Genomic DNA, 21052 nt, shown 5'->3' on the forward strand with positions numbered 1-21052 from the left:
CTAGTTTGTACTTATTTAATTATTGGGGGATGAAATATGAATGTTTTAGTAATCGGCCGTGGTGGACGTGAGCATGCTTTAGCTTGGAAGTTTGCACAATCTGAAAAGGTAGAAAAAATATATGTAGCGCCAGGTAATGAAGGTATGCGAGACGTTGCAACACCAGTTGATATTGATGAGAATGATTTTGATGCATTAGTCTTATTCGCAAAAGAAAACAATGTAGGCTTAACTTTCGTTGGACCAGAAATTCCACTTATGAATGGAATCGTTGATCGCTTTAAGGAAGAGGGACTTCGTGTATTTGGACCTAATAAAGCGGCTGCTGTTATTGAAGGTAGTAAAGCTTTTACAAAAGAATTGATGAAAAAGTATGATATTCCAACTGCAGCATATGAAACTTTTACAGACTATGAAGAGGCAGTAAAGTACATTCAAAAAGTTGGTGCACCGATCGTAATTAAGGCAGATGGGTTAGCTGCTGGTAAAGGTGTAACCGTAGCAATGACGCTTGAAGAGGCATTGCAAGCTGTGAAAGAAATGCTACAAGATGTGAAATTCGGCGCAGCAAGCAAGAAGGTCGTTATTGAAGAGTTTTTAGATGGACAAGAATTTTCATTAATGGCATTTGTAAATGGAACAACTGTGCATCCAATGGTAATTGCTCAAGATCATAAACGAGCTTTTGATGGCGATAAAGGTCCTAATACAGGCGGAATGGGTGCATATTCCCCAGTACCACAAATTCCGGAGTCAGCGGTTCAAGAAGCGATTCAAACAGTATTACATCCAACTGCTAAAGCGATGATCCAAGAAAATCGTTCGTTTACAGGAATTTTATATGCGGGGCTTATTTTAACGAATGATGGTCCAAAGGTAATTGAGTTCAATGCACGCTTTGGCGATCCTGAAACGGAAGTTGTATTACCACGCTTAGAAAATGATTTAGTTGATGTATGTAACGCTGTATTAGATGAAAGTGAATTAACGTTACAATGGTCAAAGGAAGCAGTTATTGGTGTCGTACTTGCTTCGAAAGGATATCCAGAAGCATATAAAAAAGGTGAAATTATTAACGGATTAGATGCACTGCAAGATGTAATAGTTTTCCATGCGGGTACAGCGATGAAACATGGTGACTTTGTAACAAACGGTGGCCGTGTATTATTTGTTGCTTGTAAGGCGAATAGTTTACAAGAAGCGAAAGATAAGGTCTATAAAGAAATCGGTAAAATTGAGAGTGATGGTTTATTTTACCGAAGTGATATAGGATATCGTGCAATTGGGCATGAGATGACGAAAAGCTAATATATAAAAATCCCGCTGATTTCTCAGCGGGATTTTTATGCATCTTTATTTTTTTTTAATTTCCCTTTTTGCTTTGCCATTTCTCGAAGTAAATACTCGATGTGTGCATTGACGCTACGAAACTCATCATTCGCCCATTTTTCGATGACTGCGTGTAATTCAGGATCAATACGTAATGGAAAGCTTTTCTTTTTGGCCATAATCACTTACAACCTTTAGTATAGGCTTCCTGTATTAATAACTGGTTGCGCACCTTTATCTGAAACGATGGCAACTAATAAATTGTTCACCATATTTGCTTTACGCTCGTCATCGAGTTCCAGTACGCCTTCTTCATCTAACATATGGATTGAATCTTTCGCCATCTTCACAGCACCTTCAACAATCTCTTTTCTAGCAGCTAATACTGCTTTTGCTTGTTGACGTTGGAGCATTGCATGGGCAATTTCTGTTGCGTAAGCTAAATGCGTTAAACGAGTTTCTAATACTTCTACGCCAGCGATTTCAAGGCGTGCTTCTAACTCACGCTTTAATTCTTCAGAGATTTCTTCAGTATTTCCTCGTAACGTGATACAAGTTTCATCTTGGAAATTATCATAAGGATATTTTGTAGCAACGTGGCGGATTGCTGTTTCGCTTTGAATTTCTACGAATCGATCGTAATGCTCAACACCAAACATTGCTTTTGCGGAATCAACAACTTTATATACGATAACGGCTGCAATTTCAATTGGATTGCCCTCAACATCGTTTACTTTTAATTTCTTACTGTTAAAGTTTTCAACACGTAAAGATACAGTTTGACGAAACGCGAATGGAATTGTTAAAAATAAACCATTTTGACGAATTGTTCCTAAATAACTACCGAAGAACGTAATAACTTTCGCTTGATTCGGTTGAACGATACCGATACCTGTAGCTAAAACAGATGCTAATATGAGAGCTAAAATAGCTATTACAAACATTTCTTGTACAAGGCAAAATACACCGATAGCGGCTAAAACTAAAATTCCAATAACGCCGAGAAATCCATTAACATAAAATACTTGTTTTTCTTTCATATGATCGCCTCCTTGATATAAAAATGATATCACTTTTATATCATTACATGCAAGAGGGTTACACCTAATTTTCTGAATTTTATTGTTTGATATCTTTTATGTACGTTTTAAGGTTGAAAAACAAGAATGTACGTTCTGTTTCGTGGTAAAATAAAGAAGACTTAGCTGCCCACTGCAGCAGCTAAGTCCCTTTGAGAGCATCTTGCATCGTGACAAATGATTCAAAGCGGTTTTGCCAGGATTAATTCTTCAATCGCTGACTCAATCTCTTTGTCAGAAGTGTCATAACTTCCATCTGACTTTGACTTTGGCTTGTCATGACTGGAAGCTGAATTAACTTCTTCTTTATTATGTCCTTTTTCAGTGAAATTCATGCTAGGCATTTTAAATGCGCTCATATTCATATATTTTCCAAACTTACAGGCTTCAACAATAGGGCAGAAACGAACGATTCCCTCCGCAATTTTCATGGCACCAATCCATAGCAAAACTTTAGACCAAGTGCACCAAGGTTTACGTACGAGTTTAGCTGTACTACAACCGAAGAGGATGAGTCCGAGTGTAATTCGAATTAGAGCACTAATTGTGCCGATGTTTTGCTTCATTAGAAAAACACTCCTTTTTAATTAACTTCGAAATAGAAAATACTATTTCATTTGTTAGTATTCCGTATAAGTTTTTTGATATGTAATCCAACATTTGACGTTGAAAAAGATGTTGGATTGGGCGTGTGTGTAGGTAGCTTTTTTTGTTATAATGAAAGAATGCGTAAAAGGAAGTTCAAAAAGTCCGGTAAAGATAGCTGTCGCATTTCATCGTTGCATACGCCAGTCCGGTACTCATGTAGAGAAAACTACATTCCGTTCCTCCTGGCGAATGCGCCTCGACCTGCTCGGCTCTCTATACCCTCCTTTTTGAACAAATATAGTAAGGAAGTTCAAAAAGTCTGGTAAAGATATAGCAAGGAATGTAAAAAATCTTGATAAAAATTAACTGTTATTTTGAACAGAAATTATATAACTAGAGAAAAGAAAGGGTGTTTTCATGTACGATATTTCCAAATGGAAACATGTATTTAAGCTTGATCCAAATAAGGAGTTAAGTGACGAACATTTAGAAATGATTTGTGAGTCTGGAACGGATGCTGTTATTGTAGGCGGAAGTGATGGTATAACAATTGATAATGTATTACACATGCTAGTTAGCATTCGCAGATATGCAGTTCCTTGTGTGTTAGAGGTTTCTGATGTGGAGGCAATTACACCAGGATTTGATTTTTATTACATCCCAAGCGTTTTAAATAGCCGAAAAGTAGAGTGGGTAACAGGTGTTCATCATGAGGCATTGAAAGAATTTGGGGATATTATGGACTGGGACGAAATTTTCATGGAAGGGTATTGTGTTTTAAACCCTGAAGCGAAAGTAGCCCAGCTTACAGATGCAAAATGTGATTTAACAGAAGATGATGTTATTGCATATGCACGTTTAGCAGACAAGCTATTACATTTACCGATATTCTATTTAGAATATAGCGGGACGTATGGAGATATTGAGCTTGTTAAAAATGTAAAAGCAGAATTGAAACAAGCTAAGCTATATTATGGCGGTGGTATTTCTAATGCAGAACAAGCGAAAGAAATGGCGCAGTATGCTGATACAGTAGTTGTTGGAAATGTTATTTATGATGATATAAAATCGGCATTAAAAACAGTTAAAGCAGTAAAAGGAGAGTAGGTGCAGGCACATATGAGTACGACAGATAAGTTATTAAATGGTTTAAATCCGCAGCAACAAAAAGCAGTACAAACAACAAATGGAGCACTTCTATTAATGGCAGGCGCAGGTAGTGGGAAAACACGTGTGTTAACACACCGTATTGCGTATTTACTTGGTGAAAAAGGTGTGGCGCCATGGAATGTACTAGCAATTACCTTTACAAATAAAGCTGCTCGTGAAATGCGTGAGCGTATTGATAAACTTGTTGGACCAGAAGCAGAAGATATTTGGATTTCTACGTTCCACTCTATGTGCGTACGTATTTTACGACGTGATATTGACCGCATTGGTATTAATCGTAACTTTACGATTTTAGATTCAGGTGATCAGTTAACTGTAGTAAAGAAAATTATGAAGGAGCGCAATATTGACCCGAAGAAGTTTGAACCACGCTCTATTTTAGCGGGTATTAGTAATGCGAAAAATGAACTGTTATCTGCAGATAAATATGCAAAAAAAATTACAACCGCTGATCCATATGAAAAATTAACGAGCGATGTATATACAGAATATCAAAAACGCCTTCTAAAAAATAATTCATTAGACTTTGATGATTTAATTATGACGACGATTCAGCTATTTGAACGTGTTCCAGAAGTGCTAGAGTTTTATCAGCGTAAGTTCCAATATATTCACGTTGATGAGTATCAAGATACGAACAAAGCCCAGTACCTTCTTGTTAAACATTTGGCATCACGTTTTAAAAACCTTTGTGTTGTTGGTGATTCGGATCAGTCTATTTACCGCTGGCGCGGGGCTGACATTTCTAACATTTTGTCATTCGAAAAAGACTATGAGAATGCACAAGTTATTCTGTTAGAACAAAACTATCGTTCATCACAAAATATTTTAAATGCAGCTAATGCTGTAATTGAAAAAAATTCAAACCGTAAACCGAAGAAATTATGGACAGACAATCAAATTGGAAGCAAAATCTCGTATTATCGTGCTGCAACCGAAAAGGACGAAGCGTATTTTGTTGCGAAAAAAATTCGTGACGATATTCAAATGGGGAACCGAAAATATACTGATTTTGCAGTGTTATATCGTACAAATGCCCAGTCTCGTATGATTGAGGAGATTTTCCTAAAATCTAATATCCCTTACAAAATTGTCGGCGGTACTAAGTTCTATGATCGTAAAGAGATTAAAGACATTTTGGCGTACTTACGTTTAATTGGGAATCCAGATGATGAGATTAGTTTTGGACGTATTATAAACATGCCAAAGCGCGGGATTGGTGCGACTTCTATCGATAAAATTATTAATTATGGTGTGCAAAACGGAATCTCATTAACTGCTGTATTTGATGAGATTGAGCATGTTGGTGTAAGTGCAAAAATAACAAAAGCAGTAAAAGAATTCGCAAGTTTATTACACAACTGGGTAAATATGCAAGAGTATTTATCTGTTACAGAATTAGTAGAAGAAGTTATTGAGAAGACAGGCTATCGCGATATGTTGAAAAATGAGCGTTCTTTAGAAGCAGAAGGTCGTTTAGAAAACTTAGACGAGTTTTTATCTGTTACACAAACATTTGAATCCCAAAGCGAAGATAAGAGCCTTGTTGCATTCTTAACAGACTTAGCTCTTGTTGCGGATATTGATCGTGTAGATGAAGATCCAACTGCTGGTGAAGAAGTTATTTTAATGACGATGCACTCAGCAAAAGGATTAGAGTTCCCAGTTGTCTTTATTGTTGGCTTAGAGGAAGGGATATTCCCGCATACTCGTTCTCTTATGGAAGAGGATGAAATGCAAGAAGAGCGTCGTCTTGCCTATGTAGGTATTACTCGTGCAGAAGAAGAGCTATACTTATCCAATGCTCAAATGCGTACTTTATTTGGTAGAACAAGTATGAATGCAGCATCTCGATTTATTACAGAAATTCCGGCAGAATTAGTAGAACCATTAAACGAAACAGCACCGAAGCGTGAAACTTCATTTGGTGCAAAAGGAAGAACGACAAGCGCAACTACAACACGTTCTCGTTCAGCTTTCGCGCGTCCGGCTGTTAAGACGACAGGTGGCGAGCAAATTGGCTGGGGAATAGGCGATAAAGCTGCTCACCAGAAGTGGGGAGTCGGTACAGTTGTAAGTGTAAAGGGTGAAGGAGATTCAAAAGAATTAGATATTGCGTTCCCAAGCCCAATTGGTATTAAACGTTTATTAGCAAAATTTGCACCTGTGACGAAACAATAGGAAAGGACTGAGGATATGTCAAAAGAGATAACAAAAAAACGTATAGAAGAACTGCGTGATTTGTTAAATACATTTAACTATCAATATCACGTATTAGACAATCCTTCTGTTTCTGATGCGGAATATGACCGTGATATGCAGGAGCTTATAAAATTAGAAGCAGAGAACCCAGAGTTTATGAGTGAAGACTCTCCCTCCATTCGCGTTGGGGGGACTGTTCTTGATATATTTGAAAAGGTAACGCATAAATCACCAATGTTAAGTTTAGGAAACGCGTTTAATGAAGGAGATTTGCGTGATTTTGATCGAAGAGTACATCAGGGAATTGATGATGCGAATGTAAGATATATATGCGAATTAAAAATTGACGGACTTGCTGTTTCACTTCATTATGAAAAAGGACGCTTCATTCAAGGAGCAACACGTGGTGATGGTATAACGGGTGAAGATATTACCCAAAACTTAAAAACGATTAAAGCTATCCCGCTGCGTTTAAATGAAGAAGTAACGTTAGAAGCACGAGGCGAGGCTTATATGCCGAAGCGTTCATTCGTTAAATTAAATGAGGAAAAAGAGCAAAATGGTGAAGATGTATTCGCGAATCCACGTAATGCCGCAGCAGGATCGATACGCCAACTTGATCCGAAAATTGCAGCGAAGCGTAACTTATCTATGTTTGTGTATGGTCTTGCTAATGTAGAAGAAAAAACAATTCCATCCCACAGTGAATCACTGGATTTCTTAGGTGAGCTTGGATTTAAGACGAATCCATATCGTCGTACATGTGAAACAATTGAAGACGTAATAGCCTATGTAGAAGAGTGGCAAGAAAAACGCCCGCATCTTGATTATGAGATTGACGGAATCGTTATAAAAGTAGACGATGTTGCTATTCAAGAAAGCTTAGGAACTACAGCAAAGAGTCCAAGATGGGCAATAGCTTATAAATTCCCAGCTGAAGAAGTTGTGACGAGATTAACAGGGATTGAATTAAGTGTCGGCCGCACAGGAGTTGTAACACCAACTGCGGAGCTCGAGCCAGTTAGAGTGGCTGGTACTATCGTTCGTCGTGCTTCTTTACATAACGAAGATTTAATTCGTGAAAAGGATATTCGAATTGGTGACTACGTTGTTGTGAAAAAGGCTGGAGATATCATTCCTGAAGTTGTGAACGTTATTTTTGATAAGCGTACTGGTGAGGAAGAAGAATATCATATGCCAACGCATTGTCCAGCATGTGAGAGTGAACTTGTTCGTTTAGAAGAAGAAGTAGCACTTCGATGTATAAATCCGACTTGTCCAGCTCAAATTCGCGAGGGATTAATTCATTTCGTTTCAAGAAATGCAATGAATATTGACGGACTTGGAGAACGTGTAATTACACAACTCTTTGATGCGGATTATATTCGTACGTTTGCTGATTTATATTCATTGACGAAAGAGCAATTATTAGAACTAGAACGTTTCGGTGAAAAATCAGCAACAAATTTAGTCCAAGCAATTGAGAATTCTAAGGAAAACTCATTAGAGCGATTATTATTCGGTCTTGGTATTCGCCACGTCGGTGCGAAAGCCGCACGTACATTTGCTGAGCATTTCGAAACGATGGATGAGCTTGTGAAAGCAACGGAAGAAGAACTAAAAACAATTAACGAGATTGGTGAAAAAATGGCTCAATCCGTTGTAACGTATTTCGATAATGAAGACGTATTAGAGCTATTACAACAATTTAAAGAGTATGGCGTGAACATGGCATACAAAGGTATAAAAATTGCTGATTTACAAAATGTTGAATCGTACTTCGCAGGAAAAACTGTCGTCTTAACAGGGAAATTAGAAGTTATGGGCCGCAGTGAGGCGAAGAAGAAGATTGAGGCATTAGGTGGAAAAGTAACAGGAAGTGTTAGTAAAAGTACGGATTTAGTTGTTGCTGGTGAAGCTGCTGGTTCGAAATTAGCGCAAGCAGAGAAGCACAATGTTGAAGTTTGGAATGAAGAGAGGTTCTTACAAGAGCTGAATAAGTAAGAGGTGCAAACTTACGATGAAAAAAATAGCGTTAGCGGTATTAAGTCTTAGCCTACTTGTAAGTGGGTGTAGTATGGGTTCCAATAAAGATGAAAAAGCAGTTGAGAAATCGGGGAAAGCGAAAGAACAAGCAGTTATCCCGAAATACTCCATTTCGGATAAATATTATAAGACAACGGTTCAATTTGATCCAGGTAAGGCACGTGGTTTAGTTGTACAAGGTTTAAATAGTCGTCTAGATATAGATGAATTTGAAACAGGACTAATGCGCATTGCCAAAGAATCATTTAGTACGAAAGATTATTTCTTTAAAGGCGGAAAGTTTCTAGAGGCTCAAGATATACAAATGCTTGTAAAAAGAAAGCGTACAGATGCTGAACAAAAAGAGCTAGAGGATAAGTTGAAAAAAGATGCAGTTAAATTTCCGAATATCGGACTGAATCCAGCCTTAAGTGAAGGTTCGGAGTCACTAGAAGTGAAAAATAAAAAACATCCAATGTATATCTCAAATATTTTAGAGCATGATTACCACGTGCAAAAAGGTGAGAACGATGATGAACCTGATGGCATTGTAATTGGATTAGCGATGAATTCTGTTCAATATTATGAGGAAGAGCATGGGTATCCACGTGAGGCTGCAATCCCAGATGAAAAAATGTTAGCTGAAGGGAAAAGAATGGCCCAAGAAATCTTGAAATTCATGCATCAAAAAGACGCTGCGACAAAAAATGTTCCGATAACATTTGCAATTTATCGTCAAAGTCCAAAGTCTTCACTTGTGCCAGGGAATTTTGTTTCTTATGCTAAGGTAGAAAAAGGTAGTGAAACGGTTGAGGATTGGAAACCAATCAATGAGAAATATTATTTGTTCCCGTCTGAACAAGCAAAAGCGGATAATAAACGTGAAGACCTTGCAAGGGTGTCAAACTTTAAAGCGAAGTTAAGTGAGTATTTCCAAGGCGATTATACAGCTGTTATCGGTACTGGAATGTATAGAGATGATGAATTAAAAGAAATGAAGCTCGATATTCCTGTCCAATTCAATGGGAAAGCTGAAGTAATTGGTTTTACACAATATGTAGCTGGACTTGTTATGGAATACTTCCCGAATTATATGAAAGTACAAGTAACAATTAAATCTGTAGAACGTCCAGAAGCTATTATTATACGTGAAGCGAAGCAAGATGAGCCGTTTGTGAAAATTTTAGATTAAATATGAGAGCTGTTCCTTTATGGAACAGCTTTTTTTCTTGAGGAATTTTGTTATAATTTAAAATGTTATAAATAAAGGGGTAAGGGGAAAAGTTATGGATGAACTAAGCTTTCAAGTCATTATTTTATTAATTGCATTTGGATTTTTAGCGGCTTTCATTGATTCAGTTGTTGGAGGTGGAGGGTTAATTTCGCTTCCTGCACTTATGTTTGTTGGTTTATCGCCAGCTTCGGCAATCGCAACGAATAAATTAGCTGCAACAATGGGGACGTTTACGAGTGCAATTTATTTTATTCGATCAGGAAAGGTTGATTTTCGGATTGTAGGAAAGTTAATCCCGTTAACTATTATTGGAGCGGTCGCAGGTGCTTTAGTAGTAAAGTTTATTCCGCCTGATATTTTGCGGCCACTAGTGCTCGTAATGTTGGTTTTTATTGCCATTTATATTATTGCGAAAAAAGATTGGGGAAGTGCATCTACCTATAAACAGATGACAAAAGGAAAAACATTAATGTTTTTCTTTGTTATTTTAATGATAGGATTTTATGATGGTTTTTTTGGACCAGGGACAGGATCCTTTTTAATTTTTGCATTTTTATTAATTGGTTTGGATTTTATTCAAGCGGCAGCATCTGGAAAACTTTTGAACTTCGTTAGTAATATCGTATCTTTAATTACTTTTTTATTTTTAGATGTGATTCATTTTGAATACGGTATAATTATGGGATTATCAATGATTTTAGGTGCTTATTTTGGATCGAAGTTTGCGGTTCAAAAAGGTGTTGGATATGTAAGGACTTTATTTTTATTAGTTACTATTTTATTAATCGGGAAAAATGTTTTGGAATATACTCATATTTTGTAGATTCATACGTATGTATGAATCTCTTTTTTATTATATTTTAAAAATTTATTAATTTTTAAAATATAAGTCTAGGAATATTTGAATAAATCTAAATTATCGTGTAGAATAATGTTGTAAAATGTAAACGTTTTTCTAAGGGGAGGCTAAAAAGATGGTAGTAGCATACAAACATGAGCCATTTACAGATTTTTCAGTAGAGGCTAACAAATTAGCGTTTGAAGAGGGTTTAAAGAAAGTAGAATCTTATCTTGGACAAGACTATCCATTAATTATCGGGGGAGAAAAAATCACTACAGAAGACAAGATTGTTTCTGTAAACCCTGCAAATAAAGAGGAACTTGTTGGTCGCGTTTCAAAAGCAAGCCGTGAATTAGCTGAAAAAGCAATGCAAGTAGCGGATGAAACATTCCAAACTTGGAGAAAGTCAAAACCAGAAATGCGTGCAGACATTTTATTCCGTGCTGCAGCAATCGTTCGTCGTAGAAAACATGAGTTCTCTGCTATTCTTGTAAAAGAAGCAGGTAAACCATGGAATGAGGCAGATGCTGATACAGCAGAAGCAATCGACTTTATGGAATATTATGCTCGTCAAATGTTAAAATTAAAAGACGGTATGCCAGTAGAAAGCCGTCCAATTGAATATAATCGTTTCTCTTACATTCCATTAGGAGTAGGTGTTATCATTTCTCCTTGGAACTTCCCATTCGCAATTATGGCAGGTATGACAACAGCTGCTTTAGTTTCTGGTAACACAGTATTACTAAAACCAGCTAGTACAACTCCTGTAGTAGCAGCGAAATTTATGGAAGTATTAGAAGAAGCTGGTTTACCAGCTGGCGTAGTAAACTTCGTTCCAGGTAATGGCTCTGAAGTTGGTGACTACTTAGTAGATCACCCTCGTACACGTTTCGTTAGCTTTACTGGATCTCGCGATGTAGGTATTCGTATTTACGAACGTGCAGCAAAAGTAAACCCGGGACAAATTTGGTTAAAACGTGTTATCGCTGAAATGGGCGGTAAAGATACAATCGTTGTTGATAAAGAGGCAGATCTTGAATTAGCAGCTAAATCTATCGTTGCATCAGCATTCGGATTCTCAGGACAAAAATGTTCTGCATGTTCTCGTGCAGTAATCCATGAAGATGTATACGATCATGTATTAAATCGTGCTGTTGAATTAACAAAAGAATTAACAGTAGGTAACCCAGATGCAAAAGATATTAACATGGGACCTGTTAATGACCAAGCTGCATTCGATAAAGTAATGAGCTATGTTGCAATTGGTAAAGAAGAAGGTAAAATCGTATCAGGTGGCGAAGGAGACGATTCTAAAGGCTGGTTCATCCAACCAACAATCGTTGCTGACGTTGCAGAAGATGCTCGCTTAATGAAAGAAGAAATCTTCGGACCAGTAGTAGCATTTTGTAAAGCAAAAGACTTTGATCATGCACTTGCAATTGCAAACAATACAGAATACGGTTTAACAGGAGCAGTTGTTACTAACAACCGTGACCATATTGAAAAAGCACGTGAAGACTTCCACGTTGGTAACTTATACTTCAACCGTGGATGTACTGGTGCAATCGTAGGTTACCAACCATTCGGTGGCTTTAACATGTCTGGTACAGACTCTAAAGCTGGTGGCCCTGATTACTTAGCGCTTCACATGCAAGCAAAAACTACTTCTGAAACTTTATAAGAAATAGTAGAAAAGATCTTCACAGACTGTGAAGATCTTTTCTTTTTGAGAAACTCTCTATAATAGAAGCTAGTTAATTTCAATCAAGAAAATGTTGCCAAATATTACTATTTGTTCTTTTGAATTAGTTAAACCCTATTAATATCGGGATAAACATGAAAATAGAAACAAAACAGCGAGAAAAATTGACTTATTAGTCATATTTTTTAGTATTCATTTTGAGGATTTCCTGTATAATACAATTTGAAAGAAAATCTATGGTTAGACAAGAGAACACTCCTTTCGGCTTTGCTAACTGAAAGGAGTGTTTTTTTTAGGTCGCTAAAAACTCTTCTGTACTCATTATATTTGCGTATACTCCATTTAAACTCGCCAAAATTGTATTATGAATATAAACAGCTGGTATAGTAGCATTCTTAAATGAAAGATCTTTTGTAGCACAAGCATCGTGTATTACGGTACAGTGAAGGCCAAAATCAAAAGCAGCTCTTACTGTAGCATCAATACACATATGGGTCATCATCCCGCATATTACGACGTGCTCAATTCCTGAACGTTGTAATTGTTCTAGAAGATCAGTTTCTCGGAAGCTATTTGGATAATGTTTAAGGATAACGGTTTCCTCTCTAAGTGGACGGACATTTTCGTGAATATGGACACCTTCTGTATTGGGTAGGAAAAAAGTAGCGCTATCTTTTATAGCTACATGTTGGATATGAAAAATAGGTTCGTTTCTTATTCTAAAATGTTGTAGTAGCTGACTAGCATATTCACTTGCTTCTACTGGATTACGTAATTCCATCATTCCGCTTGGAAAATAATCATTTTGAATGTCGACGAGCAAAAGAGCTGTTTTCATATATCTATCTTCCTCCGATTTCATATTCAAATAATGTTATTCAATGAGTAGAGAAGATTCTCCTTTTTAAAAGTATGAGTGAGAAGGATTTTACATAACTTTAAAAATCACTATTGTATTGTTACTTCTTATTTAAAAATTTAAATAGAGAAATAATTAATGTTTTTTCTAAAAATTGTATTGACTCTCATTATTCTGAGTTCTATAATAAGACTTAATTAAACGACAATTAAATCAATACACTCTTATCCAGAGAGGTGGAGGGACTGGCCCTACGATACCTCAGCAACGGGTTTTTTAATACCGTGCTAACTCCAGCAAGCCTATAAAGGCTTGGAAGATGAGAAGATGTGAATGAGTACATATAAAAGTGCTCTCCTTCTTATCTTTTATTACTGATAAGAAGGAGAGCACTTTTTATTTTACCTCGAAAGCTCTACTTCAAGTTTTTACAGCATATAGGAGGGAAGAAAATGATTTCTTTTAACAATGTAAGTAAAGTATATGAATCAGGTGGGCAATCTGTTCATGCGGTTGAGGATGTAACGCTGTCAGTTGAAAAGGGCGAAATTTTTGGCATTATCGGATTTAGTGGTGCTGGGAAGAGTACGTTATTACGTTTAGTAAATATGTTAGAAAGACCAACTGCAGGAACAATTTCAATAGATGATAAAGATATTACATCATTATCGGCGAAAGAATTACGGAAACTAAGACAAAGAATTGGGATGATTTTCCAAAGTTTTAATCTATTTAATTCAAGAACGGTGTTTGGGAACATTGCTTATCCATTAAGGTTAGCGAAATTGCCGAAGAATGAGATAAAAGAAAGAGTGAATGAACTACTAAAATTTGTTGGTTTAGAAGATAAAGCGAACTATTATCCAGAACAGTTATCAGGTGGACAAAAGCAGCGTGTTGGGATTGCAAGAGCACTTGCGACATCACCGGATATTCTCATATGTGATGAGGCAACATCAGCTTTAGATCCGGAAACAACAACAGAAATCTTAAATTTATTAAAGAAAGTAAATAGAGAGTACAATTTAACGATCCTACTTATTACACATGAAATGCACGTTGTGAAAGAAATTTGTCACCGTGTAGCCGTTATGGAAAAAGGAAAAGTAATTGAAGAAGGAAAACTGTTTGACGTTTTCACACAACCAAAAACAAAGACCACTCAAAATTTTGTACGCTCTGTTATTAATGATCACTTACCAGAAAGTGTTCTAGCGAAAATTCAAAACGGAGGTCAGATTTATCGCCTGACTTTTACTGGGGAAGAGACAGGACAGCCTGTACTATCATATATTGCGAAAAACTATAACGTCGATGTAAATGTTCTGTATGGAAATATTATTGAACTCCAAAATGTGCTATTTGGAAATCTTCTTGTAGAACTACAAGGTGAACAGAAAGAAATTCAAAAAGCATTACAACATCTAAGACTGCAAGTGCAGCTGAAGGAGGTAGAAGCTCATGCGAGTTGATTGGAGTATATTTTGGCCTCGCATATTAGATGCGACGGGGGATACCCTCTTAATGGTAATTGTAACCCTTATATTCGCTACAATTCTTGGTATACCTCTAGGTTTACTGTTGTATGTAACGAGAAAAGGAAATTTTTTAGAAAATAAATGGGTCTTTTCTATTCTTAATATCATAATTAATACAATTCGTCCGGTTCCATTCATTATCTTTTTAGTAGCTTTAAGCCCACTAACAAGAAGTGTTATTGGAACGACGATTGGAACGGCTGCAGCAATCTTCCCAATGACGTTAGTGGCATCAATTGGTATTGCTAGAATGGTTGAAACAAATCTTGTTTCTGTTCCGAAAGGAGTAATTGAAGCAGCACAAGCAATGGGCGCTTCACCACTTAGAATTGTTTTTGAAATCCTCGTACCAGAAGCTTTAGCACCATTGATCCTAGGTGTCACGTTTATGACGGTCGGTTTAATTGAATTTTCTGCAGTCGCAGGACTTGTCGGTGGTGGCGGTCTTGGTGACTTAGCAATGACATATGGTTATCAACGCTTTGATACGTCAGTTATGTTTGTAACGGTCGTTTTACTTATTATTCTTGTACAGGTAGCTCAAAATTTAGGGAACTACTTTGCGAAAGTCTTTTTACGCAGATCATAAAAAGGAAGAGGGGAAAAGAAAATGAAGAAAATTTTAGCATTTGCATTATCAGCGATCGTAGGAATTACAGCGTTAAGCGGCTGCTCAGGTGGAGACACAGGTGCAGGAGCGAAAGAGAAAGTAGTTCGCGTCGGTGTAACTGGAACAGATGGAGACGTTTGGGAAATTTTAAAGAAAAAAGCTGAAAAAGAAGGGATTAAAATTAAACTGGTTGAGTTCTCTGATTACACAACACCCAACAAAGCGTTAGCTGATGGAGATATTGAACTAAACTCATTCCAGCACATTGCTTTCTTAGAGCAATTTAAAAAGGAGCATAAGTTAGATATTACAGCTGTTGGTACAACGCAAATTGCACCGATGGGCTTATACTCTGAAAAATATAAGAAAGCAAATGAAATCCCAGATGGTTCGGAAATTGCTATTCCGAATGATCCAACGAACCAAGCACGTGCATTAAAACTTCTTGATGCAGCTGGATTATTAAAGCTTAAGAAAGATTTTGGTCTATTTGGGGATCCAAGCGGTATCGCTGAAAATCCGAAGAAGCTAAAAGTTACACCAGTTATCGCACAGCAAACACCTCGTGTGTTAAAAGATGTAGCGGCTTCAGTTATTAATAACGGTGTTGCTGGTCAAGCTGGATTAGATCCAGCGAAGGATCCTATTTTCTTAGAAGATCCAAAGAATGAAAATGCAAAGGCCTATATTAATATTTTCGCAGCTCGTACGAAAGACAAAGATGATCCAACGCTGAAAAAAGTAATTGAATTGTATCATTCAAAAGAAGTAACAGATGCAATTAAGAAAGAAACGAATGATGGTTCAATTTCAGTAGATCTTTCACTTGATGAGCTTGCAAAAATCGCAAAATAATATTGAGTTTAACGGACTAGCAGTAGGAACCCCTCCGCTGTTAGCTCGTTCAACATATAATCTACTTAACAAACAAAACCCTAATTCTGTACCTTCCAATTTTGTATAACATAGAATCCAATGTTTGTTAAGTAGAGTGATGGACCAGGAGTTTTCCTGGTCTTTTTTTAATTAAAGCAGCTGGCTAATAATAAGGAAATCCAAATTATGATTGGGTAAGAGATTAAACTAAAAATGAGTGTACTTGCTAATTTCTTTTTAGGGATTAATAGTTTCTTTGATGAAAATAAGAAAAGAGAAAATAGGATAATGATAGATGCTGAGATTACTCCTGGATTATAAGAACGATAAATGAAATACAAGATAATATGTTGAACGGCGTTAAAGAAGATACAGCCCTGTATAAAAATGATCAAGTAAATAGAAGATATGATGCTTAATTGATATAGAATGACTATGAGTAAGACGAAGGTTGTTAATATGGAAATTGCAATGAAAAATTGTTTGTTAGTTATAAAATGGATCGAAAATCGATTAGCGATATATTGTGGCATTTGGAAAGCTTCTTCAAGGTTATGAAAAAAGAATAGAAGGGGGATTAGCCAGATTATATTAGTGGTGAAATGTCTTGTTGAAGATGTGTTTATCAACTTATATCAGCTCCAATAAAGGGATAGAAAGCCTATAAGAAAAGGCTTTCTACAAGGGTATAGTTATTCAATTATGATGCTTTTTAAATTACTCTCAGGTTGCGGTTGTTCTTCAGCATAAGAGGAGAGCTCCTCTTGCAAAATATTTAGTGCGTGCTTAGCTGATTGCTGAATCGGATTCGGTAGCTCTTCTAATATACGCATACCGATTTTTATTTTTGTACGAATTACCTTTCTTAGTAATTCATCATGCATGTACTACACCTCCAAACCGAATGTTTAGTACATCATCTTCAAACTTAGCTCCTTGAATAGAAAGGTGTGTTAATGTTTTTGGTAAGGTGATATTTCGCTTCATAGAGCCGGCTCGAATAATAAGTTCATCACCTTTTTGATTTAATGAAAGTTCACTTTTGTTTGAGAAGGGAATAGACAGAACGAAAATATACTCATCGCCATCTTTTTTTACATATTGTGTGCGGCCATTAAATTTCACTTCAGTAGGAGAAGGGTCTGATTTGAATAAAGCATTTCCTACACGCTCTAACATAGGTAAACCAACAACTTCTTGTTCAAACATGGGAGCTTCGTAAATAGGAAGTGGCTGAAAACTATCTTTAATTAACGCCTTATATTTCTTTTGTGTATCTTTCCATGCCTGAAAGTAAGGGTCGGTAACAGTGTTAGGGATGACGCGGTTAATCATAATGGCATCTACGTTATAATCGTATAAGTTTAAATAAGTAAAACTACGCTGAGCTTCTTTAATGACCATTTTTTCAGGATTTACAACAACGCGAATACTCGTTACTTCTCGGTTTGATAAAATATCTCTCATTTCTCCAAGTTGTTCAAGCGTATTCGTTAATTCGTCCATAATATCATCAGTTGGAAGGGGGACACCAAGAAGTGGTTGAGCTACAGGACGAACAACTTTTAAAATCTTCCTTTTAATAGGAAAGAGTTTTTCCATCCACCAGCCGAGCATGTCTGGAAAGCTAAGCATTGCTAAAGTTTCTCCAGTCGGTGCGCAATTAATAATGATGACGTCGTAAGTGTTGTGTTTATAGTAATCGAGTACTCGAAGTAAGCTAATTAAATCTTCCATACCAGGGAACATCGTTAATTCTTCTGTTGTAATATCATCGGCTGCTTTGGAAGTGAAGAGTAGTGTAATATATTTCTGCAATTTCCCCCAGCCTTTTTCCATTTCATAAATAGTGTTAATTTCTTGTGCCCACAAGTTTTCGCGAATTTCTAGTGGCTCAGAAGATAGTTTTATGCCAAATGAATCCCCTAAACTATGAGCAGGATCTGTGCTCATTACTAAGGTTTTTAATCCTTGTTTTGCACTTTGGATTGCTGTTGCTGCTGAAATGCTAGTTTTTCCAACGCCGCCTTTACCTGTATACAAAATAATTCTCATTATTCTATCCCCTTTGTTTCGAGTATCGAATATTACGAGTGTCGAAATATTTAATTGAATAAAAACCCAACTAGGGTCTTATTCAATCGGAATGTTTTTCATTTTAGGTGTAGAAACCTTTTCTTCTATTTTTTGCTGTGACGTAGCAATGTGATTCATGATCTTTTGGAATATTTGTAGTAAGAATGCTTTTTCTTCTTCTGACAATGCATCTGTCACTAGGCTAAAGTAATGGGCCGCATTTTGTTTTACTTCTTGAACGAGCATTACGCCGTTTTCTGTTAAACGAATTAATACAATGCGTCGATCGCTTTCATTCCGGTAGCGTTCAATATATCCCTTTTTTACAAGGCGATTTACAACGCCCGTTGTTGTACTCATCGGTATATCAAGAAGATCAGCGATTTTTGTCATTGTAATATCCGTATTTCGCTCCATCCAAAGTAAACAAAATACTTCTGTCTTGGAAAGTGTTAAATCAAGGCTTACCCATTCTTCAGGATAGAAAAGTTTCTTGGCGTTATCTAGCAGTAAGTCTAAAAAATGTTCATATTGCAACAATTATTTCCACTCCCGTATATTTCGAGGTTCGTAATATTTGTTTTTATTTTATGTGGAATTGAAATAAATGTCAATATTTTTAACTGTTTTTTCAGATTAGAAAGAAAATTATCTTCAAAATAGAAATTTTTTGTGATAGATTAATAAATAGAAAAATGATTTTACATAAAAACCCATTGTGATAAATATATTTATCTATAATAGGTGTACAGCTAACGAGGGGGAGAACGATGAGAAGACGAAATACGCAAGCGTTCACGTTTTTAGCATGGACTTCATTTGTTTGTGCGCTTTCAGGAATGCTAATTGGGATTTACACGTTAGATGAAACGCTTAGTGTAAAAGGGTACTATTTAATCGGAACATTATTTTTAACGATGTCTTGTTTTGTATTACAAAAAACAATTCGTGATAATGAGGAAGATAATGAAAGATTTCCGAAAAATAAATCGTTAGATAAAGAGTAAATTGTAAAGAAAGGCACTTGCCTTTCTTTTTTTATGTAAAAATACCGTAAGTGCCGTGTGTTGACTTGCTTGAAGTACTGAAAATTTGGTATCATCAATAGTATTGTAGATTGAACGATATATTATGGAGGTGGCCTAGCCGTGTCAAGAATTTCCGTTGAGAATGTAAAGCACGTAGCACATTTAGCACGTCTTGCAATTACTGATCAAGAAGCAGAAAAATTTCAAAAACAACTAGATGCAATTGTTACATTTGCAGAACAGTTAAATGAATTAGATACAACTGATGTAAAACCAACAACTCATGTATTAACTATGAAAAATGTTATGCGTGAAGATGTGCCAGAAAAAGGTTTACCAGTAGAAGAAGTATTAAAAAATGCACCGGATCACAAAGATAATCAAATCCGTGTTCCAGCAGTATTAGAATAGAGGAGGGAATTTCGATGTCATTATTTGATCATTCTGTATCAGAGTTACATAAGAAGTTAAACAACAAAGAAATTTCCGTTACGGATTTAGTAGAAGAATCTTACAAACGTATTTCGGATGTTGAAGATAACGTAAAAGCTTTTCTTACATTAGATGAAGAAAATGCACGCGCGAAAGCGAAAGAATTAGATGCAAAGATTGGTGCTGAGGATAATGGTTTATTATTCGGTATGCCAATTGGTGTAAAAGATAACATTGTAACTAACGGTCTTCGTACAACTTGTGCGAGCAAAATATTAGCAAACTTCGATCCAATTTACGATGCGACAGTTGTACAAAAGCTAAAAGCTGCTGACACAGTTACAATCGGTAAATTAAATATGGACGAGTTCGCAATGGGTTCTTCAAATGAAAACTCAGGCTTCTACGCTACAAAAAATCCATGGAACTTAGATTACGTTCCAGGCGGATCTAGTGGTGGTTCTGCAGCAGCAGTAGCAGCAGGAGAAGTATTATTCTCTCTAGGTTCTGATACGGGTGGTTCTATCCGTCAGCCAGCTGCATATTGCGGCGTTGTAGGTTTAAAACCAACTTACGGACGCGTATCTCGTTACGGATTAGTAGCATTCGCATCTTCACTTGACCAAATCGGACCGATTACACGTACAGTAGAAGACAATGCATACTTATTACAAGCTATTTCAGGTATTGACCGTATGGATGCAACTTCTGCAAACGTTGAAGTAGGAAACTACTTAGCTGGTTTAACAGGCGATGTTAAAGGTTTACGTATTGCTGTACCGAAAGAATACTTAGGCGAAGGTGTTGGCGAAGAAGCTCGTGAGTCAGTGCTAGCTGCTTTAAAAGTGTTAGAAGGTATGGGCGCAACTTGGGAGGAAGTATCTCTTCCACACTCTAAATACGCTCTAGCAACGTATTACTTATTATCTTCTTCTGAAGCATCTGCGAACCTTTCACGCTTTGATGGCGTACGTTACGGTGTTCGTTCTGATAATGTAAATAACTTATTAGATCTTTACAAAAACACACGTAGCGAAGGTTTCGGTGATGAAGTAAAACGTCGTATTATGCTTGGTACATTTGCTCTTAGCTCTGGTTACTATGATGCATATTACAAAAAAGCACAACAAGTACGTACATTAATTAAAAATGACTTTGAAAATGTATTTGCTAACTACGATGTTATTATTGGACCAACAACGCCAACTCCAGCATTTAAAGTAGGCGAAAAAGTGGACGATCCAATGACAATGTATGCAAATGACATTTTAACAATTCCAGTAAACTTAGCGGGTGTTCCAGCGATTTCTGTTCCATGTGGATTCGGTGCTAACAACATGCCACTTGGTCTACAAATCATTGGTAAACACTTCGATGAAACGACGATTTACCGCGTTGCACATGCGTTTGAGCAAGCAACAGACTATCATACAAAAAAAGCAAGTCTGTAAGGAGGCGAGCAT

Annotated in this window: 21 protein-coding genes and 1 riboswitch; of the genes, 13 read left to right on the forward strand and 8 right to left on the reverse strand. The window is 36.6% G+C overall.

From position 1 onward, the window contains the following. The first annotated feature begins 36 nt into the window (after positions 1-36). The gene (purD, locus tag JFT89_RS19155; protein WP_002063555.1) at positions 37-1308 is read left to right on the forward strand and encodes a phosphoribosylamine--glycine ligase; all 1272 of its coding nucleotides are present in this window, start codon (positions 37-39) and stop codon (positions 1306-1308) included. A 35-nt stretch (positions 1309-1343) separates the two neighbouring features. Here purD and JFT89_RS19160 read toward each other — a convergent pair whose 3' ends face one another. From JFT89_RS19160 to JFT89_RS19170, 3 genes are all read right to left on the reverse strand, one after another. Beyond that, the gene (locus JFT89_RS19160) at positions 1344-1508 is read right to left on the reverse strand and encodes a type II toxin-antitoxin system antitoxin (protein ID WP_002063556.1); all 165 of its coding nucleotides are present in this window, start codon (positions 1506-1508) and stop codon (positions 1344-1346) included. Positions 1509-1523: 15 nt separating this feature from the next. Continuing rightward, entirely contained in the window at positions 1524-2369 is an 846-nt protein-coding gene (locus tag JFT89_RS19165) for an SPFH domain-containing protein (RefSeq protein ID WP_002063557.1), read from the reverse strand. A 221-nt stretch (positions 2370-2590) separates the two neighbouring features. Beyond that, positions 2591-2974, reverse strand: a complete 384-nt coding sequence (locus JFT89_RS19170; protein ID WP_002124877.1) for a YgaP family membrane protein — start codon at positions 2972-2974, stop codon at positions 2591-2593. Positions 2975-3413: 439 nt separating this feature from the next. Here JFT89_RS19170 and pcrB point away from each other — a divergent pair, with 439 nt between their 5' ends. The 6 genes from pcrB (at position 3414) to pruA (ending at position 12149) form a co-directional block, all read left to right on the forward strand. Beyond that, positions 3414-4103, forward strand: coding sequence for a heptaprenylglyceryl phosphate synthase (gene pcrB / locus JFT89_RS19175; protein WP_002063559.1), 690 nt, complete (start codon positions 3414-3416; stop codon positions 4101-4103). Positions 4104-4115: 12 nt separating this feature from the next. Beyond that, a complete protein-coding gene (gene pcrA, locus JFT89_RS19180) occupies positions 4116-6347 on the forward strand; it encodes a DNA helicase PcrA (protein WP_002063560.1) in 2232 nt (743 codons plus the stop codon). Positions 6348-6362: 15 nt separating this feature from the next. After that, the gene (gene ligA, locus JFT89_RS19185; protein WP_002063561.1) at positions 6363-8372 is read left to right on the forward strand and encodes an NAD-dependent DNA ligase LigA; all 2010 of its coding nucleotides are present in this window, start codon (positions 6363-6365) and stop codon (positions 8370-8372) included. 16 nt (positions 8373-8388) lie between these two features. Next, entirely contained in the window at positions 8389-9585 is a 1197-nt protein-coding gene (locus JFT89_RS19190; RefSeq protein ID WP_201040460.1) for a CamS family sex pheromone protein, read from the forward strand. A 94-nt stretch (positions 9586-9679) separates the two neighbouring features. Continuing rightward, complete coding sequence (locus JFT89_RS19195) at positions 9680-10450, forward strand: TSUP family transporter (protein ID WP_002063563.1); 771 nt, start codon at positions 9680-9682, stop codon at positions 10448-10450. A 151-nt stretch (positions 10451-10601) separates the two neighbouring features. Continuing rightward, complete coding sequence (gene pruA, locus JFT89_RS19200; RefSeq protein WP_002063565.1) at positions 10602-12149, forward strand: L-glutamate gamma-semialdehyde dehydrogenase; 1548 nt, start codon at positions 10602-10604, stop codon at positions 12147-12149. Between the two features lie 313 nt (positions 12150-12462). On the opposite strand, the gene JFT89_RS19205 is transcribed toward pruA, so the two are convergent. After that, complete coding sequence (locus JFT89_RS19205) at positions 12463-13008, reverse strand: cysteine hydrolase family protein (RefSeq protein ID WP_002091344.1); 546 nt, start codon at positions 13006-13008, stop codon at positions 12463-12465. Between the two features lie 242 nt (positions 13009-13250). Further along, a riboswitch (SAM riboswitch) is annotated at positions 13251-13355 on the forward strand. Positions 13356-13481: 126 nt separating this feature from the next. On the opposite strand from JFT89_RS19205, the gene JFT89_RS19210 reads away from it, so the two are divergent. From JFT89_RS19210 to JFT89_RS19220, 3 genes are read left to right on the forward strand one after another with little or no spacing between them, the layout of a single operon-like run. After that, positions 13482-14501, forward strand: coding sequence for a methionine ABC transporter ATP-binding protein (locus JFT89_RS19210; protein ID WP_002029486.1), 1020 nt, complete (start codon positions 13482-13484; stop codon positions 14499-14501). Further along, positions 14491-15156, forward strand: coding sequence for a methionine ABC transporter permease (locus JFT89_RS19215; RefSeq protein WP_002091343.1), 666 nt, complete (start codon positions 14491-14493; stop codon positions 15154-15156). The genes JFT89_RS19210 and JFT89_RS19215 overlap by 11 nt, the downstream gene beginning before the upstream one ends. Before the next feature lie 21 nt (positions 15157-15177). After that, positions 15178-16032, forward strand: a complete 855-nt coding sequence (locus JFT89_RS19220; protein ID WP_201040461.1) for a MetQ/NlpA family ABC transporter substrate-binding protein — start codon at positions 15178-15180, stop codon at positions 16030-16032. A gap of 167 nt (positions 16033-16199) precedes the next feature. Here the strand turns inward: JFT89_RS19220 and JFT89_RS19225 are convergent, their stop codons facing one another. The 4 genes from JFT89_RS19225 to JFT89_RS19240 all read right to left on the reverse strand — a co-directional run bounded on the left by JFT89_RS19225 (position 16200) and on the right by JFT89_RS19240 (position 18669). Further along, positions 16200-16682, reverse strand: a complete 483-nt coding sequence (locus tag JFT89_RS19225; protein WP_080001730.1) for an HXXEE domain-containing protein — start codon at positions 16680-16682, stop codon at positions 16200-16202. A 63-nt stretch (positions 16683-16745) separates the two neighbouring features. Further along, entirely contained in the window at positions 16746-16937 is a 192-nt protein-coding gene (locus JFT89_RS19230) for a DUF3926 domain-containing protein (protein WP_002091335.1), read from the reverse strand. After that, a complete protein-coding gene (locus JFT89_RS19235; protein WP_201040637.1) occupies positions 16930-18111 on the reverse strand; it encodes an ArsA family ATPase in 1182 nt (393 codons plus the stop codon). Before JFT89_RS19235 ends, JFT89_RS19230 begins: the two co-directional genes overlap by 8 nt. 75 nt (positions 18112-18186) lie before the next feature. Beyond that, on the reverse strand, positions 18187-18669 hold the full coding sequence (locus tag JFT89_RS19240; protein ID WP_033706340.1) for a MarR family winged helix-turn-helix transcriptional regulator: 483 nt from the start codon (positions 18667-18669) through the stop codon (positions 18187-18189). A 230-nt stretch (positions 18670-18899) separates the two neighbouring features. Between JFT89_RS19240 and JFT89_RS19245 the strand changes: the two genes are divergently transcribed. From JFT89_RS19245 to gatA, 3 genes are all read left to right on the forward strand, one after another. Continuing rightward, entirely contained in the window at positions 18900-19136 is a 237-nt protein-coding gene (locus JFT89_RS19245; RefSeq protein WP_002029490.1) for a YiaA/YiaB family inner membrane protein, read from the forward strand. Positions 19137-19277: 141 nt separating this feature from the next. Further along, entirely contained in the window at positions 19278-19568 is a 291-nt protein-coding gene (gatC, locus tag JFT89_RS19250) for an Asp-tRNA(Asn)/Glu-tRNA(Gln) amidotransferase subunit GatC (protein ID WP_000086999.1), read from the forward strand. A 14-nt stretch (positions 19569-19582) separates the two neighbouring features. Beyond that, complete coding sequence (gene gatA / locus JFT89_RS19255; protein ID WP_002010048.1) at positions 19583-21040, forward strand: Asp-tRNA(Asn)/Glu-tRNA(Gln) amidotransferase subunit GatA; 1458 nt, start codon at positions 19583-19585, stop codon at positions 21038-21040. Positions 21041-21052: the final 12 nt, after the last annotated feature.

This window comes from Bacillus sp. TH25, assembly GCF_016650935.1.
Taxonomy (GTDB): Bacteria; Bacillota; Bacilli; order Bacillales; family Bacillaceae_G; genus Bacillus_A; species Bacillus_A mycoides.